The following is a 13999-nucleotide window of genomic DNA, read 5'->3' as shown; positions in this document are numbered from 1 at the left end:
ACGCATCCCCATCGGCGTTGAATATCGGTATGAACGTCAACCTGCTTCCGCTCGTCCAGGGCGCCGGCGCGGTCGCGCTGGCCGTCGTGGCGTTCTCGTTCGCACTCACCTGGCCGTCTGTGGTCGGCACCATCCAGGCGTTCCGGTCCGAGCGCGTCCGGCTCCTCGGGTTCGTCGGGCTGGGGCTCGCCATGCTCGCCTCCGCCGCCCTGCTCTACCTGGTGCCCGGGCTGCTGCTGCGCGACGAGCTTGCCCTGCTGATCTCGTTCCCGCTCGGGGCCACCTGGGTGATCGCCGCCATCGCGCTGATCGTGCGCGGGATGCTGCTCGACGGGGCTGCCAGGGTCATCTCGTACTCGTTCGCCGTCGTCTCCGTCAGCGGGCTCGCGGCGGGGATCGCCTCCGCGCTCTGCGCGCAGCACAGGATCGCGGACACCATCACGCCGACCGGCGCGTTCCTGCTCGCCCTGACGGCAGTCGCCGGCGTGGTCTTCTGGTCGAACAGCGTGGACAGGATGGCGCGGGCCTAGGAGGGCCTGGCCACACCTCCACGGGTTGGCGCATCCCGCGCCCACCGCCGCGACACCCACACCACCCCGAACCCGACGCACAGGATCACCGCGGCGATCAGCAACACGTAGAACGAGACAGACAGGTATCCGTTCGGCGAGGTGTGCGGGTTGAGGAACGGGTACGGGTACCACGGCTGCTTTCCCGTCACCGGGTCCGCTCCGAACGGCGCCCGGATGAGCGTGTAGACCGCCCAGACGATCGGGAACCCGACGATCCACCACAGGACCGAGTTGCGCAGCGCGGCACGTCCCGGCGCGAACAGCCAGTCGATCAGCAGGTAGACGGGGCCGACGACGTGCAGCACCTCGTTCGACCACTCCACCGTCTGCCCCTGCGGCAGCGGGATGTTGCGCAGCAGCAGGTTGTAGACCACGCCGGTCGTGACCATGTACGTCGTCACCGCCGCTCGCAGCCCGGTGAACCAGCCGGGGTCGTCGCCGGTGCGGGTGAAGAGGAAGACGGCGCCGATGCCCAGCACCACGACGTAGCCGATGTTCGAGTCGATCGTGAAGAAGCTGAAGAAGTTCACAACGTAGCCGGCGATGTTGCCGCCCTTGCCCGAGATGAAGTTCACACTCGTCGCGAACTGGGCGACGATCGCCACGATGGTGAGCAGGCACATCGCCGCTCGGACGATTCCGAAACCGATCCGCATCCGGAGCCCTTCGTGGTCGGGTGGTGCTCGGACAGGAGACAGCCCGAGCATACCGAGCGCCCGCGCGCGCACGCGGCAAACGCGCAGGCGCACCGCGACTAAACTAGCGGGGAAACCCGTACGAGAGAGGTCGCCGAGTGGCACCCGCTGTTCCTGCCCCGAAGTCCAACCGGTACTGGGTGGTCCCCGCTGTCCGTGCCGTCGTCGCGCTCGCGGCGACCGCCGTCATCACCTTCACCAGGGATGCGCACACCGCCGAGTTCGGGCTGATCGTCTTCGGGGTGTTCGCCATCCTCGACGGACTCGCCACAGCGGTCCTCACCGCCACCAGCGGCCTCCGCGGCAACACGCGCACCCTCTTCATCGTGCAGGGCGCCATCGGCGTCATCGCCGGTGTTCTCGCCCTCACGCTGATGACCAGCGGCCTCGGCCTCTACCTCTATCTCGTGACCGTGTGGGCGGCGCTCACCGGCTTCCTCGAGCTCTACAACGGCATCCGCAACCGGGGCAGGGATGCGGCCGCCCGCGACTGGCTCATCACCGGCGCGCTGACCGCCGTGCTCGCCGTCGCCTTCCTGCTCATCCCGGTGGATGCGCTGCTCTCGATCGGTCTGTTCGGGGCGTGGGCCGTGATCGTGGGCGTCTTCCAGGGGATCGGCGCCGTGTCGCTGAGGAGCGCATCCCGTGCCGTCGCCGCCGAGCAGAACGCGGGGAACGGATCGTGACCAAGCGTGACAAGAAAGACCAGAGCGTGACCTCCGACTCGAAACTCCAGCCCACCCGCAAAGACCGGTTCCTGCCGGCGGAACTGCTCGGCATCTCGGCGGCGCTCGCCGTCTTCGTCGGCCTGATCGTGCTGATCGCGACCCGCGAGTTCCTGCTCGCCGGCGTGAGCTTCGGCATCGCGTTCATCGTCGCGCTCGTCCTGATGGCCCTCTTCGCGCTCGCCTTCAAGCCGAACGCCGCCGAGGTCCACGACCTCCAGGAGCAGAACGGCGAGTCCCCCGACTCTCCCGAGTCCCCCAAGCCCTCCGCGCACTAGCCCCAAAACAATCGAGTCCGAAGCTCTTCACGCGACACGCCGAGCATGACCGTGAGTAACTTCGGACTCGATTGTCTGTGGGGTCAGAGCCGGTCGACGAGAGCCGAGGCGAGGCCCGTGTACGTGTGCGGCGTGAGCGCGAGCAGACGGTTCTTGGCGGCCTGGCCGATGTCGAGGGTGTTGACGAAGTCGGTGAGGCCCTGGTGGTCGACGCGCTTGCCGCGGGTGAGTTCCTTGAGCATCGCGTACGGGTCGGTGATCTGCGACCGCCCCGCCGTGACCTCGGCGCGGATGACCGTCTGGATCGCCTCTGCGAGCACCTCCCAGTTGGCGTCGAGGTCGGCCGCAAGCAGGTCGCGGTCGAGGGCGATCTGACCGAGGCCGCGCTGGATGTTGTCCAGGGCCAGCAGGGAGTGCCCGAGGCCCACGCCGATGTTGCGCTGCGTGGTGGAGTCGGTGAGGTCGCGCTGCAGGCGGCTGGTCACCAGTGTCGCAGCGAGCGAGTCGAGCACGGCCGAGCTCAGTTCGAGGTTGGCCTCCGCGTTCTCGAACCGGATCGGGTTGACCTTGTGCGGCATCGTCGACGAGCCGGTCGCGCCGGGCTCCGGCGTCTGCCGGAAGTAGCCGAGCGAGATGTACGTCCAGATGTCCGTCGCCAGGTTGTGCAGCACCCGGTTGGCGTGCGAGATCTTCGCGTACAGCTCCGCCTGCCAGTCGTGCGACTCGATCTGCGTGGTCAGCGGGTTCCAGTCGAGCCCGAGACTGGTGACGAACTCCTCCGAGATGCGCGGCCAGTCGGCGTCCGCATCCGCCACGAGGTGCGCGGCGAAGGTGCCGGTCGCGCCGCTGAACTTGCCGAGGTATTCGTTGTGGTCGATCTGCTTCGCGATGCGCTCGAGGCGGTAGACGAAGACGGCGAGCTCTTTGCCCATCGTCGTCGGCGTCGCCGGCTGACCGTGCGTACGCGCCAGCATGGCGTCGTCGCGGTACTCGAACGCCTGTGCGCGCAGCTCGCCGATCACGGCGCGCAGCTTGGGCAGCCACACCTCGTTCACGGCCGCGCTCACCGTGAGCGCATAGGAGAGGTTGTTGATGTCCTCGCTGGTGGCCGCGAAGTGGGTCAGCTCGGCGATGCTGTCGAGCCCGAGAGCGTGCAGGCGCTCGCGCACCAGGTACTCCACTGCCTTCACGTCGTGCTTGGTGGTGGCTTCGAGCTCCGCGAGCCTGTCGATCTCCGGCTGGCCGAAGTCGTCGACGAGCGCGCGCAGCGAGCGCACCTGCTCCTCCGTGAGCGGGGTGGACCCGAACATCCGGTGGCTCGTCAGGTAGATGAGCCATTCGACCTCGACCTGGACGCGGGCCCGGTTGAGGCCGGCCTCCGAGAGGTGGTCGCCGAGGCCGAGCACCGCCGAGCGGTAACGGCCGTCGAGTGGGCTCAGCGGCTGGGGAGGCAGCGCGGTCATGGGTCTCCTTGCGTGGTGGGGTCTGACCTATTCTCCCGCATCCACGCTGTCAGCGTCGCGTGAGCGGGCGCAGGATCAGGCCCATGAGCCAGGCGATGAGCGCGAGCACCAGGGCGCCGAGCACACCCCACCAGAAGCCCGCGATGTAGAGCCCGAAGCCCATCAGTCCGCTGATCCACGCCACGAGCAGCAGGAGCAGCCCGTTCACGATGAACGAGATGAGCCCGAGCGTCAGGATGTAGATCGGGAACGCGACGACCCGGATGGCCGTGCCGACGATCGCGTTGACCACACCGAAGATCAGCGCGATCAGCAAATAGGTGAGGATCGTCGGCAGCGTGCCCTCTGCGTATGGGCGGACGGTGACGCCGGACACGATGAGGGTCGTGAACCAGAGTGCGAGAGCGTTGATGATGAGCTTGACGAGGAATCTCATGCGTCCATGATCCCAGGTGGCGCATCCAGGAAGCGAGGGGTGGAGCGAGAATTCCCGCGGCGGTATGCGGCCGCGGGTAAGTTAGGGGCGTGAGTACCGAACACACCCGTGGCGTGAGGCTGCGCCCCGAGATCGTGGCTGTCCCCGCATACAAGCAGGGAAGGCCGGCCCCGGCCGACGGCTTCAAGCTGTCCAGCAACGAGAACCCGTTCCCTCCCCTTCCGTCGGTGGTGGATGCGGTCACCCGCGTCCTCAGCGACCTCAACCGCTACCCGAACGCGGGCGGCGGCGACCTTCGGCAGCGTCTCGCCGACCGGCACGGCGTCGACGTCGAGCAGGTGCACCTCGGAAACGGCTCCGTCTCCCTGCTCTCGCAGCTCATCTCCGCCGCGGCGGGCGTCGGCGACGAGGTCGTCTATTCGTGGCGCTCGTTCGAGGCGTACCCCGGGCTCGTGACGGTCGCCGGCGCGACCAGCGTGCAGGTCCCGAATCGCGCGGACGGCAGTCACGACCTGGATGCCCTGGCGGCGGCCATCACCGACCGCACCCGGGCCGTCATCGTCTGCACCCCGAACAACCCGACGGGCACGATCGTCACGGCGGCGGACTTCGAGCGCTTCATGGCCGCCGTGCCCTCCGACCTGCTGGTGCTCCTCGACGAGGCGTACTACGAGTTCGTCACCGACGACGACGCCGTCGACGGCATCCCCCTTCTCGGCCGATATCCCAACCTCGTGGTGCTGCGCACCTTCTCCAAGGCCTACGGTCTGGCCGCGCTGCGGATCGGATACGCGGTCGGTCCGGCGCACGTGCTCGACGCCGCCCGCTCTGCGGCGATCCCGCTGTCCGTCACCGACGCCGCGCGCATCGCCGCGCTCGCCTCCATCGAGGCGGAGGACGAGCTGATGGAGCGCGTCGCCCGCATCGCGATGCGCCGCGACCAGCTGCGGGATGCGCTGATCGCGCAGGGCTGGGCGGTGCCGGAGGCGCAGGGCAACTTCGTCTGGCTCGCCACCGGCGACCAGACCGCCGAGGCGAACGACGCGTTCTTCGACGCGGGACTGACCGTCCGAGCGTTCGTGCCCGAGGGCATCCGGATCAGTGTCGGGGAGCAGGAGTCTGTGGACAAACTCCTTGAGGTGGCCGCAGATATTGTGCGGAACCTACCAAATGGGCACCCCGCCAAGCGGTTAGGTTAGACAGGTGGTTGCCACGAACGATACCCCGCGCCCGGCGAACACGGTCCAGCTGCTGACAGCAGACGGCCGTTTCCAGCCCAGCGAACTCGCAGCGGAATACCTGCCCTACCTCGAACGACTGGACGAGGACGACTACCGGCGGCTGTACCGCGACATGGTCAAGGTCCGCGCCTTCGACCACGAAGCCGCGAACCTGCAGCGCCAGGGCCAGCTCGGGCTCTGGGTGCCGAGCATGGGCCAGGAGGGTGCGCAGGTGGGCTCCGCCCACGCCGCCCGCCCGCAGGACCACCTCTTCCCCTCCTACCGCGAGCACGTCGTCGGCATGATCCGCGGCATCGACCCCGTCGGCATCATGGGGCTCCTCCGCGGCACGACGCACGGCGGCTGGGACCCGACGGACCCCGCTGTGCAGAACTTCCACCTCTACACGCTGGTGATCGGCTCGCACACGCTGCACGCCACCGGATACGCGATGGGCATCAAGTTCGACGGCAAGGTCGGCACGGGCAACCCGGAGACCGACGAGGCCGCCATCGTCTACTTCGGCGACGGCGCCACCAGCCAAGGCGACGTGAGCGAGGCGTTCGTCTTCGCCGCCAGCTACCAGACCCCGCAGGTCTTCTTCCTGCAGAACAACCAGTGGGCCATCTCGGTGCCCGTCACCACCCAGTCGCGATCGCCGCTCTACCTGCGATCCAGCGGATTCGGCATCCCCGGTGTTCAGATCGACGGAAACGACGTGCTCGCCTCGTACGCGGTCACCGCCAAGCACCTCGACGACGCCCGCAACGGCGAAGGCCCGAGCATGATCGAAGCCCTCACCTACCGGATGGGCGCCCACACCTCCAGCGACGACCCGAGCAAGTACCGCACGGACGAAGAGACGGCGTACTGGGGCGAGCGCGATCCGATCGTGCGGTTCAGGACGTTCCTCGAACAGCAGGGCGTCGGTCAGGCGTTCTTCGACAGCGCGGACGAGGAGGGGGCCGACCTGGCCGCCGACGTCCGCAGGCGCACCCTCGAACTGGAGGTGCCGCCCATCGCGTCGATGTTCGACAACGTCTACAGTGAGCCGCACCCGCTGATGGACGAGCAGAAGCAGTGGCTCACCGATTACGAAGCATCGTTCGGAGGTGACGCATGAGCGACGTGAGAAGCGAAGCGCCCGAGACGGAGGGCGAGATCGTCGAGGCTGAACTGGTGGAGACGCCGGAGCACTCCGACGCACCGGTCGGCGAGGACACCCAGGCCATCGACGTGGTCGAGATCATCGAGAGCGAGCCGGGCTCCATCGTGCTCGAAGAGCACGTCGCCGAGCAGGAGTGGTCGCGCGAGTTCACGATCGAGGACGCGGCTCCCACCCCCACGGGCACCGAGACGGCTCAGGATGCGCGCGCCGAGGATGGCGAGCAGGCCGAGGCCGCAGAGTCGTCCGAAGCCGCCGAGTCGTCGGAGTCGTCTGAGCCCGCCGAAGCCGCAGAGCCCGCTCAGCCTTCCGCGCCCGCCGAGCCGGAGCCGCGCATCCAGTCGCTGCCGATGGTCAAGGCGCTCAACGCCGGACTGAGGAAGGCGCTCGCCGACGACGACCGCGTGCTCATCCTGGGCGAGGACGTCGGCCCGCTCGGCGGTGTCTTCCGCGTGACGGAGGGCCTGCAGAAGGAGTTCGGTCCGCAGCGCGTCATCGACACGCCGCTCGCCGAAGCGGGCATCGTCGGAACGGCCATCGGTCTCGCGATGCGCGGGTACCGTCCCGTGCTGGAGATCCAGTTCAACGGCTTCATCTTCCCCGGCTTCGACCAGATCACCACCCAGCTGGCCAAGCTCACCAACCGGCACGACGGCAAGATCAGCATGCCGATCGTCATCCGGGTGCCGCACGGCGGTCACATCGGCGCTGTCGAGCACCACCAGGAAGCCCCCGAGGCGTACTTCGCGCACACGGCCGGCCTGCGCATCGTCGCACCGTCGACCCCGCACGACGCGTACTGGATGATCCAGGAGGCCATCCAGTCGAACGACCCCGTGCTCTTCTTCGAGCCGATGAGCCGCTACTGGCCCAAGGGCGAGGTCGACCTGGCCGAGAACGAGACGCCGCTGCACGCCAGCCGCGTCGTCCGCACCGGCACGGACGCCACCGTCGTGGCGTGGGCCGGGATGGTCAGTGTCGCGCTGCGCGCTGCAGAGCTCGCCGCCGAGGAGGGCCGCAGCATCGAGGTCATCGACGTGCGCTCGCTCTCGCCGATCGACTACACGCCGATCGTGGAGTCCGTGCGGAAGACCGGCAGGCTCGTGGTCGCCCAGGAGGCGCCCGGCAACGTCAGCGTCGGCTCGGAGATCGCCGCGACCGTCACCGAGAAGGCGTTCTACTCCCTCGAGTCCCCCGTGCTGCGGGTGGCCGGATTCGACACCCCGTTCCCTCCCGCGAAGCTCGAGGACATCTACCTCCCCGACGCCGACCGCATCCTCGAAGCCGTCGACAGGGCGCTCGCGTACTGATCCGGCCGCCGCAGCGCGTCCGCGTCGTCACCTGATCCCGCTTACCGAAAGAAGTCGCACATGAGCGAATCGAAGTTCCTTCTTCCCGATGTCGGCGAGGGTCTGACCGAGGCCGAGATCGTCGCCTGGAAGGTCGCGCCCGGCGACCCGGTGGCGGTCAACCAGGTGATCGTCGAGATCGAGACGGCCAAGTCGCTCGTCGAGCTGCCGTCGCCGTTCGAGGGCGTCGTCGGCGAGTTGCTGGTGTCCGAAGGACAGACAGTGGATGTGGGCACGCCCATCATCACCGTTTCGAGCGACGCCGGAGCAGGCTCGGCCGACGCCGGCGAACCGCAGGCGGCGGAACCGCAGAGCGAGGTGGCCGAAGCCGCCGCCGACACCGCGGCCAGCGTCTCCCACGAAGTGGATGCGCCCGCCGAGAAGCCGGGAGCAGTGCTCGTCGGCTACGGCGCGGCCGGACACGGCGCCAGCAGGCGCCGCAGGGTCACCCATCCCGGCACGTCGGCGATCCCGGTCGCGACGAGCGGCGCTGCAGCGCCCGCGCCCGCTGCAGCGGCGGCGCCGGCGGCCACAGCGAGCCAGGCGGCCGCCGCCCCGGCCACGGCGGCGACGCAACCCGCCCCCGCCGCACCGTCGCTCACCGTGCGCTCCGAGGTGCACGTGACCCCGACCATCCCGGTGATCGCCAAGCCGCCCATCCGCAAGCTCGCCAAAGACCTCGGCGTCGACCTGACGCTGGTGACCCCCACGGGCCCGATCGGCGAGGTCACCCGTGAGGACGTGCTGCGCGAGGCGACCCAGGCGAGCGTCTTCCGCAACATCCAGACGCCGGAGTGGCCGAACGACCGCGAGGACCGCATCCCGGTCAAGGGCGTGCGCAAGACGATCGCGAACGCGATGGTGTCCAGTGCGTTCAGCGCTCCGCACGTCAGCCTGTTCGTCGACGTGGATGCGACCCGCACGATGGAGTTCGTCAAGCGCCTCAAGAACTCCCCGGACTTCATCGGCGTGAAGGTCTCCCCGCTGCTCATCATGGCGAAGGCGATCATCTGGGCCGTGCGCCGCAACCCCACCGTCAACTCGTCGTGGACCGACGAGGAGATCATCGTGCGCCACTACGTGAACCTCGGCATCGCGGCGGCGACCCCGCGCGGCCTCATCGTGCCGAACATCAAAGAGGCGCAGGAGATGTCCCTGCTCGAGCTCGCCACGGCGCTCGAACAGCTCACCCTCACCGCCCGCGACGGCAAGACCACCCCGGCCGAGATGTCCGGCGGCACCATCACGATCACCAACATCGGCGTTTTCGGGATGGACACCGGCACGCCCATCCTGAACCCCGGCGAGGTCGGCATCGTCGCCCTCGGCACGATCAAGCAGAAGCCGTGGGTCGTCGACGGCGAGGTGCGGCCGCGGTTCGTCACAACGCTGGGCGCGTCGTTCGACCACCGCGTGGTGGACGGCGACGTCGCATCCCGGTTCCTGGCGGATGTGGCCTCGATCATCGAGGAGCCCGCGCTGCTGCTCGACTGATGATGGTTTTGACAATCATTATCAATAAGGATTAGTGTGTGGGGGTGCCGCTCGCCGGCGCGCATCCACGATCAGCCGAATTAGACAGGCCCCCCACATGAAGTCGCGCTCCATCGCCACACTTCTCACTCTTCCGCTCGCCGCTGCCCTCGCCCTCACGGGATGCTCGGCCGGCGCATCCGGAGCAGCGGACTCCGACAAGACCGTCTCCGTCGTCGCCAGCACCAACGTGTACGGCGACATCGCCAAGACCGTCGCGGGCGACGCCGTCCAGGTCACCTCCCTGATGGACAACCCGGCCCAGGACCCGCACTCGTTCGAGGCCAGCGCCCAGAACCAGCTCGCCGTCTCCAAAGCCGACATCATCATCGAGAACGGCGGAGGCTACGACGACTTCATGGACACGCTGCGGAAGTCGGCGGGCGACAAGGCGGCCGTGCTCAACGTCGTCGACATCTCCGGCAAGAAGGCGACGGCGGGCGACCACCTCAACGAGCACGTCTGGTACGACTTCCCCACCATCCAGAAGTTCACCGGGACGCTGGTGGATGCGCTGACGAAGGCCGACCCGTCGCAGGCGTCGACCTTCACCAAGAACGCCGCAGCCTTCACCGCAGACCTCGGCGATCTGGAACAGCGCACGGCCGACCTCAAGAAGAAGTACGCGGGCGAGGGCGCCGCCATCACCGAGCCCGTTCCGCTCTACCTCCTCGACGCCATCGGCCTCGTCAACAAGACCCCGGAGGCGTTCAGCTCGGCCATCGAGGAGGGCACCGACGTGTCGCCCTCCGTGCTCAACGAGATGCTGCACCTGTTCAGCGACAACGCCGTGAAGGTCTTTGCATACAATGAGCAGACCAGCGGCCCGGAGACCGAGAAGGTCCTCGCGGCGGCGAAGAGCGCAGACGTTCCCGTCGTCCCCGTGACGGAGACCCTGCCGGCAGGCAAGGACTACATCAGCTGGATGACGAGCAACGTCGACGCCGTGGCCAAGGCCCTCGGCGAATGACCGCCGAAGCGGTCGAGCCGCTGGAGCGCGTCCCATCCCCCGACCAGCGGCCCGTGGTGCTGCGGCTCAGGGATGCGAACCTCGGCTTCGGCGACCGCACCCTGTGGAGCGGCCTCGACCTGGATGTGCACGCCGGCGAGTTCGTCGCCGTGCTCGGTCCGAACGGCTCCGGCAAGACCAGCCTGCTGAAGACGATCCTCGGCCAGCAGCAGCTCGACTCCGGCACGATCCAGTTCGACGGCCACGACGTGCGTCGCGGCGACAGGCGGATCGGGTACATCCCGCAGCAGAAGATCATCGCCTCCGGCACCCCGATGCGCGCTCGCGACCTCGTCGCACTCGGCGTCAACGGCCATCGCTGGGGGCTGCCCATCCCCACCAAGGCCGACAAGGCGCAGGTGGAGCAGCTGATCGACTCCGTCGGAGCACGTCGATACGCCAACGTGCCCGTCGGCAGCCTCTCCGGCGGCGAGCAGCAGCGGCTCCGCGTCGCCCAGGCGCTCGCCGGAGACCCGTCCCTGCTGCTCTGCGACGAACCGCTCCTCTCCCTCGACCTGCAGCACCAGCGCGGCGTCAGCGAACTGATCGACAAGCGCAGGCGCGACCACGACAGCGCCGTCGTCTTCGTCACCCACGACGTGAACCCCGTGCTCGGGATGGTCGACAAGGTGCTCTACCTGGCCGGCGGCCGGTTCCGCGAGGGCACCCCGGACGAAGTGTTGCGCAGCGACGTGCTCACCGAGCTGTACGGCACCCCGATCGACGTGATCCGCAGCCGCGGGCGCATCGTGGTGGTCGGGATCCCGGACTCCGAGACCCACGACCACCACCATCACGGGCACACCGCGCATCCGGAGCCTGCGGCATGATCGCGCACCTGGCAACCAGCACCGACCTGTGGTCGCAGCTGTTCGACTTCGCCAACTACGGAGAACTGCTCGCGCTGGTGAAGAACTCGATCGTCGCGGGAGCCGTGCTCGGCGTCGTCGGCGGGCTGATCGGCGTGTTCGTGATGCAGAGGGACATGGCGTTCGCCGTGCACGGCATCAGCGAGCTCTCCTTCGCCGGCGCGGCCGCCGCCCTGCTGTTCGGGGCGAACGTCGTGGTCGGTTCGGTGGCCGGGTCGCTCATCGCGGCCGTGCTGATCGGCCTGCTCGGCGCGAAGGCGAGGGACAGGAACTCGATCATCGCGGTGCTGATGCCGTTCGGTCTCGGCCTCGGCATCCTGTTCCTCGCGCTCTATCCGGGGAGGAGCGCCAACAAGTTCGGGCTGCTCACCGGGCAGATCGTCTCCGTCGACGACCCCCAGCTCGGCTGGCTGCTCGGGATCGGCGCCGTGGTGCTGATCGGGCTGCTGGTGATCTGGCGCCCCCTCACCTTCGACAGCCTGGATGCGGATGTAGCCGCCTCCCGCGGGGTGCCCGTGCGGTTCGTCGCCCTGGCGTTCATGGTGCTCCTCGGGCTCGCCGTAGCCGTGTCCGTGCAGATCGTCGGAGCGCTGCTCGTGCTGTCGCTGCTGGTGACCCCGGCCGCCGCCGCGATGCGCGTCTCGTCGTCGCCGCTCGTCGTTCCCCTGCTCAGCGTCGGCTTCGCGCTCGTCTCCGTCGTCGGAGGCATCATGCTCGCGATCGGCAGCGCCCTGCCGATCAGCCCGTACGTCACCACCATCTCGTTCGTCATCTACGTGGTCTGCCGCCTGGTCGGCGGACGCCAGGGTTCACGGCGGCTCGTGAGGCAGAACGGATAACCTGGCGTGGTGAAGCGGAACACCTGGCAGCGCGAAGCCGTCCGAGAGGCATTGACCTCCACGGAGGGCTTCATCAGCGCGCAGGGACTCCACCTCAGCCTGCACGAGACGGGATCGCCCATCGGGCTCGCCACGGTGTACAGGGCGCTCGCCGACCTCGCCTCCGAGGGTGAGGCCGATTCGCTGCAGTCGCCGGAGGGTGAGGCCCTCTACCGCGCGTGCACCACCGGCCATCACCACCACCTGATCTGCCGCAACTGCGGCCTCACGGTCGAGATCGAGGCGGACGCCGTCGAGCAGTGGGCCCAGGCCGCTGCGGCGGCGCACGGCTTCACACAGCCCCAGCACGTGGTCGACATCTTCGGTCTGTGCGCCTCCTGCTCCCGCCTGGCGTGAGCAGTGCATCCCGGGCGATTGGCGGGATGCACGGATGTGACGTACTATTGATGTTTGGCTGAGTGGGCCTCTCCTGCTCAGATCGTACGTGAACCCCAACATCTCCGGATTTCTGGGGTGAACCGTGCCGACAAGTGACCTTGGGCGGAGCATCCGGCTCCGCGGTATTGGAGAAAAGACAATGGCAGCAGTGTGCCAGGTGACTGGAGCCGTTCCCGGCTTCGGACACAACATCTCGCACTCGCACCGACGCACCAAGCGTCGTTTCGACCCGAACATTCAGAAGAAGACGTACTACGTGCCGTCGCTTCGCCGTAACGTCACCCTGACCCTGAGCGCCAAGGGCATCAAGGTCATCGACGCCCGTGGCATCGAGTCCGTGGTCAAGGACCTCCTGGCCCGTGGGGAGAAGATCTAATGGCAAAGCAGCAGGACGTTCGTCCGATCATCAAGCTTCGTTCGACGGCTGGAACCGGTTACACCTACGTGACCAAGAAGAACCGTCGCAACAACCCCGACCGTCTCGTGCTCAAGAAGTACGACCCCGTAGTGCGCAAGCACGTCGACTTCCGAGAGGAGCGCTAAACACATGGCTAAGAAGTCCAAGATCGCCAAGAACGAGCAGCGCAAGGTGATCGTTGACCGCTATGCGGCACGTCGTCTCGAGCTCAAGAAGGCCCTGATCGACCCCAACGGCACCGACGAGTCGCGCGAAGCGGCTCGCCAGGGCCTGCAGAAGATCCCGCGCGACGCCTCCCCGATCCGCGTTCGCAACCGCGACGCCGTCGACGGCCGTCCCCGCGGAAATCTCAGCAAGTTCGGCATCTCGCGCGTTCGCTTCCGCGACATGGCGCACCGTGGCGAGCTGCCCGGTATCACCAAGTCCAGCTGGTAATCAGCGAGACAGCATCCTCGAAGGGGTGTCCGGCTTCAGCCGGGCACCCCTTCGTCGTTCCCGCCGGGAGGTGGATGCGGTCCCCGCGCCTGCCCAAATGCTCCCTACTTTGTGAAAAACGCCGAGAATCCGCGTGTTTTCGCGGGTTTCTGATACATTCGAGGCGGTCAACCGACCAAACGTAACGGCCAGTTTGGCCTCAACCGTTCCACATAAAAGCTGTATATCCAGCACAAGGTCCGAGGAGGACACTCAATGGCTGACAAGTCGCTGAACAAGACCGAGCTCGTTGCCGCCGTCGCCGCGTCGTCGGGTCAGAGCCAGGCTGCCGTCGGTGGCGTGCTCGACGCATTCTTCGCCACCATCGCGGAGACCGTCGCCAACGGTGGCAAGGTCACCATCCCGGGATGGCTCGCTGCAGAGCGCACCGAGACCGCTGCCCGCACCGGCCGCAACCCGCAGACCGGCGCCGAGATCGCCATCCCGGCCGGTCACCGCGTCAAGCTGACCGCCGGCTCGAAGCTCAAGGCTGCCGTCAAGTAGTCTCACCGGCTT

At 67.8% G+C, this 13999-nt stretch carries 18 protein-coding genes; 15 read left to right on the top strand and 3 right to left on the bottom strand.

Annotation, left to right across the window (positions count from 1 at the left end; translation table 11 throughout):
* The first annotated feature begins 29 nt into the window (after window positions 1-29).
* Window positions 30-530: a hypothetical protein gene (locus B7438_RS00735; protein ID WP_085367427.1), complete on the top strand. Its 501-nt coding sequence runs from the start codon at window positions 30-32 to the stop codon at window positions 528-530.
* Here the strand turns inward: B7438_RS00735 and B7438_RS00730 are convergent.
* Window positions 527-1228, bottom strand: a complete 702-nt coding sequence (locus B7438_RS00730) for a Pr6Pr family membrane protein (protein ID WP_085367426.1) — start codon at window positions 1226-1228, stop codon at window positions 527-529. The two genes, B7438_RS00735 and B7438_RS00730, sit on opposite strands and share 4 nt — an antisense overlap.
* Window positions 1229-1365: 137 nt before the next feature.
* On the opposite strand from B7438_RS00730, the gene B7438_RS00725 reads away from it, so the two are divergent.
* Entirely contained in the window at window positions 1366-1953 is a 588-nt protein-coding gene (locus tag B7438_RS00725; RefSeq protein ID WP_085367425.1) for an HdeD family acid-resistance protein, read from the top strand.
* Window positions 1950-2270 (top strand): hypothetical protein, encoded by a 321-nt coding sequence (locus B7438_RS00720; RefSeq protein WP_085367424.1) that lies wholly within the window; start codon window positions 1950-1952, stop codon window positions 2268-2270. Before B7438_RS00725 ends, B7438_RS00720 begins: the two co-directional genes overlap by 4 nt.
* A gap of 83 nt (window positions 2271-2353) precedes the next feature.
* Here the strand turns inward: B7438_RS00720 and purB are convergent, their stop codons facing one another.
* Window positions 2354-3733 (bottom strand): adenylosuccinate lyase, encoded by a 1380-nt coding sequence (gene purB / locus B7438_RS00715; protein ID WP_085367423.1) that lies wholly within the window; start codon window positions 3731-3733, stop codon window positions 2354-2356.
* A 49-nt stretch (window positions 3734-3782) separates the two neighbouring features.
* Window positions 3783-4169: a phage holin family protein gene (locus tag B7438_RS00710; protein WP_085367422.1), complete on the bottom strand. Its 387-nt coding sequence runs from the start codon at window positions 4167-4169 to the stop codon at window positions 3783-3785.
* 89 nt (window positions 4170-4258) lie between these two features.
* Between B7438_RS00710 and B7438_RS00705 the strand changes: the two genes are divergently transcribed.
* The 12 genes from B7438_RS00705 to B7438_RS00650 all read left to right on the top strand — a co-directional run bounded on the left by B7438_RS00705 (window position 4259) and on the right by B7438_RS00650 (window position 13987).
* On the top strand, window positions 4259-5368 hold the full coding sequence (locus B7438_RS00705; RefSeq protein WP_256921816.1) for a pyridoxal phosphate-dependent aminotransferase: 1110 nt from the start codon (window positions 4259-4261) through the stop codon (window positions 5366-5368).
* Window positions 5369-5372: 4 nt separating this feature from the next.
* A complete protein-coding gene (gene pdhA, locus B7438_RS00700; RefSeq protein ID WP_085367420.1) occupies window positions 5373-6512 on the top strand; it encodes a pyruvate dehydrogenase (acetyl-transferring) E1 component subunit alpha in 1140 nt (379 codons plus the stop codon).
* Between the two features lie 392 nt (window positions 6513-6904).
* Window positions 6905-7864, top strand: coding sequence for an alpha-ketoacid dehydrogenase subunit beta (locus B7438_RS00695; RefSeq protein ID WP_085367651.1), 960 nt, complete (start codon window positions 6905-6907; stop codon window positions 7862-7864).
* Between the two features lie 60 nt (window positions 7865-7924).
* Window positions 7925-9397, top strand: a complete 1473-nt coding sequence (locus tag B7438_RS00690) for a dihydrolipoamide acetyltransferase family protein (RefSeq protein ID WP_085367419.1) — start codon at window positions 7925-7927, stop codon at window positions 9395-9397.
* Between the two features lie 97 nt (window positions 9398-9494).
* Window positions 9495-10406, top strand: coding sequence for a metal ABC transporter solute-binding protein, Zn/Mn family (locus tag B7438_RS00685; protein WP_085367418.1), 912 nt, complete (start codon window positions 9495-9497; stop codon window positions 10404-10406).
* A complete protein-coding gene (locus tag B7438_RS00680) occupies window positions 10403-11275 on the top strand; it encodes a metal ABC transporter ATP-binding protein (protein WP_085367417.1) in 873 nt (290 codons plus the stop codon). Before B7438_RS00685 ends, B7438_RS00680 begins: the two co-directional genes overlap by 4 nt.
* Complete coding sequence (locus B7438_RS00675; protein ID WP_085367416.1) at window positions 11272-12153, top strand: metal ABC transporter permease; 882 nt, start codon at window positions 11272-11274, stop codon at window positions 12151-12153. The genes B7438_RS00680 and B7438_RS00675 overlap by 4 nt, the downstream gene beginning before the upstream one ends.
* 6 nt (window positions 12154-12159) lie before the next feature.
* Complete coding sequence (locus tag B7438_RS00670) at window positions 12160-12549, top strand: Fur family transcriptional regulator (protein WP_085367415.1); 390 nt, start codon at window positions 12160-12162, stop codon at window positions 12547-12549.
* 181 nt (window positions 12550-12730) lie between these two features.
* The gene (rpmB, locus tag B7438_RS00665; protein ID WP_018188988.1) at window positions 12731-12967 is read left to right on the top strand and encodes a 50S ribosomal protein L28; all 237 of its coding nucleotides are present in this window, start codon (window positions 12731-12733) and stop codon (window positions 12965-12967) included.
* On the top strand, window positions 12967-13134 hold the full coding sequence (gene rpmG / locus B7438_RS00660; RefSeq protein WP_085367414.1) for a 50S ribosomal protein L33: 168 nt from the start codon (window positions 12967-12969) through the stop codon (window positions 13132-13134). Before rpmB ends, rpmG begins: the two co-directional genes overlap by 1 nt.
* Before the next feature lie 4 nt (window positions 13135-13138).
* On the top strand, window positions 13139-13444 hold the full coding sequence (rpsN, locus tag B7438_RS00655) for a 30S ribosomal protein S14 (protein ID WP_085367413.1): 306 nt from the start codon (window positions 13139-13141) through the stop codon (window positions 13442-13444).
* A gap of 255 nt (window positions 13445-13699) precedes the next feature.
* Window positions 13700-13987 carry an HU family DNA-binding protein gene (locus B7438_RS00650; protein WP_085367412.1) on the top strand — a complete coding sequence of 96 codons (288 nt, stop codon included), beginning with the start codon at window positions 13700-13702 and terminating at the stop codon, window positions 13985-13987.
* The last annotated feature ends 12 nt before the right edge of the window (window positions 13988-13999 follow it).

The sequence above is a fragment of the Leifsonia sp. NCR5 genome (assembly GCF_002105485.1).
Taxonomy (GTDB): Bacteria; Actinomycetota; Actinomycetes; order Actinomycetales; family Microbacteriaceae; genus Leifsonia.
The sequence above is the reverse complement of the archived record's forward strand: the minus strand, read 5'-3'. Positions and strand labels throughout refer to the sequence as shown.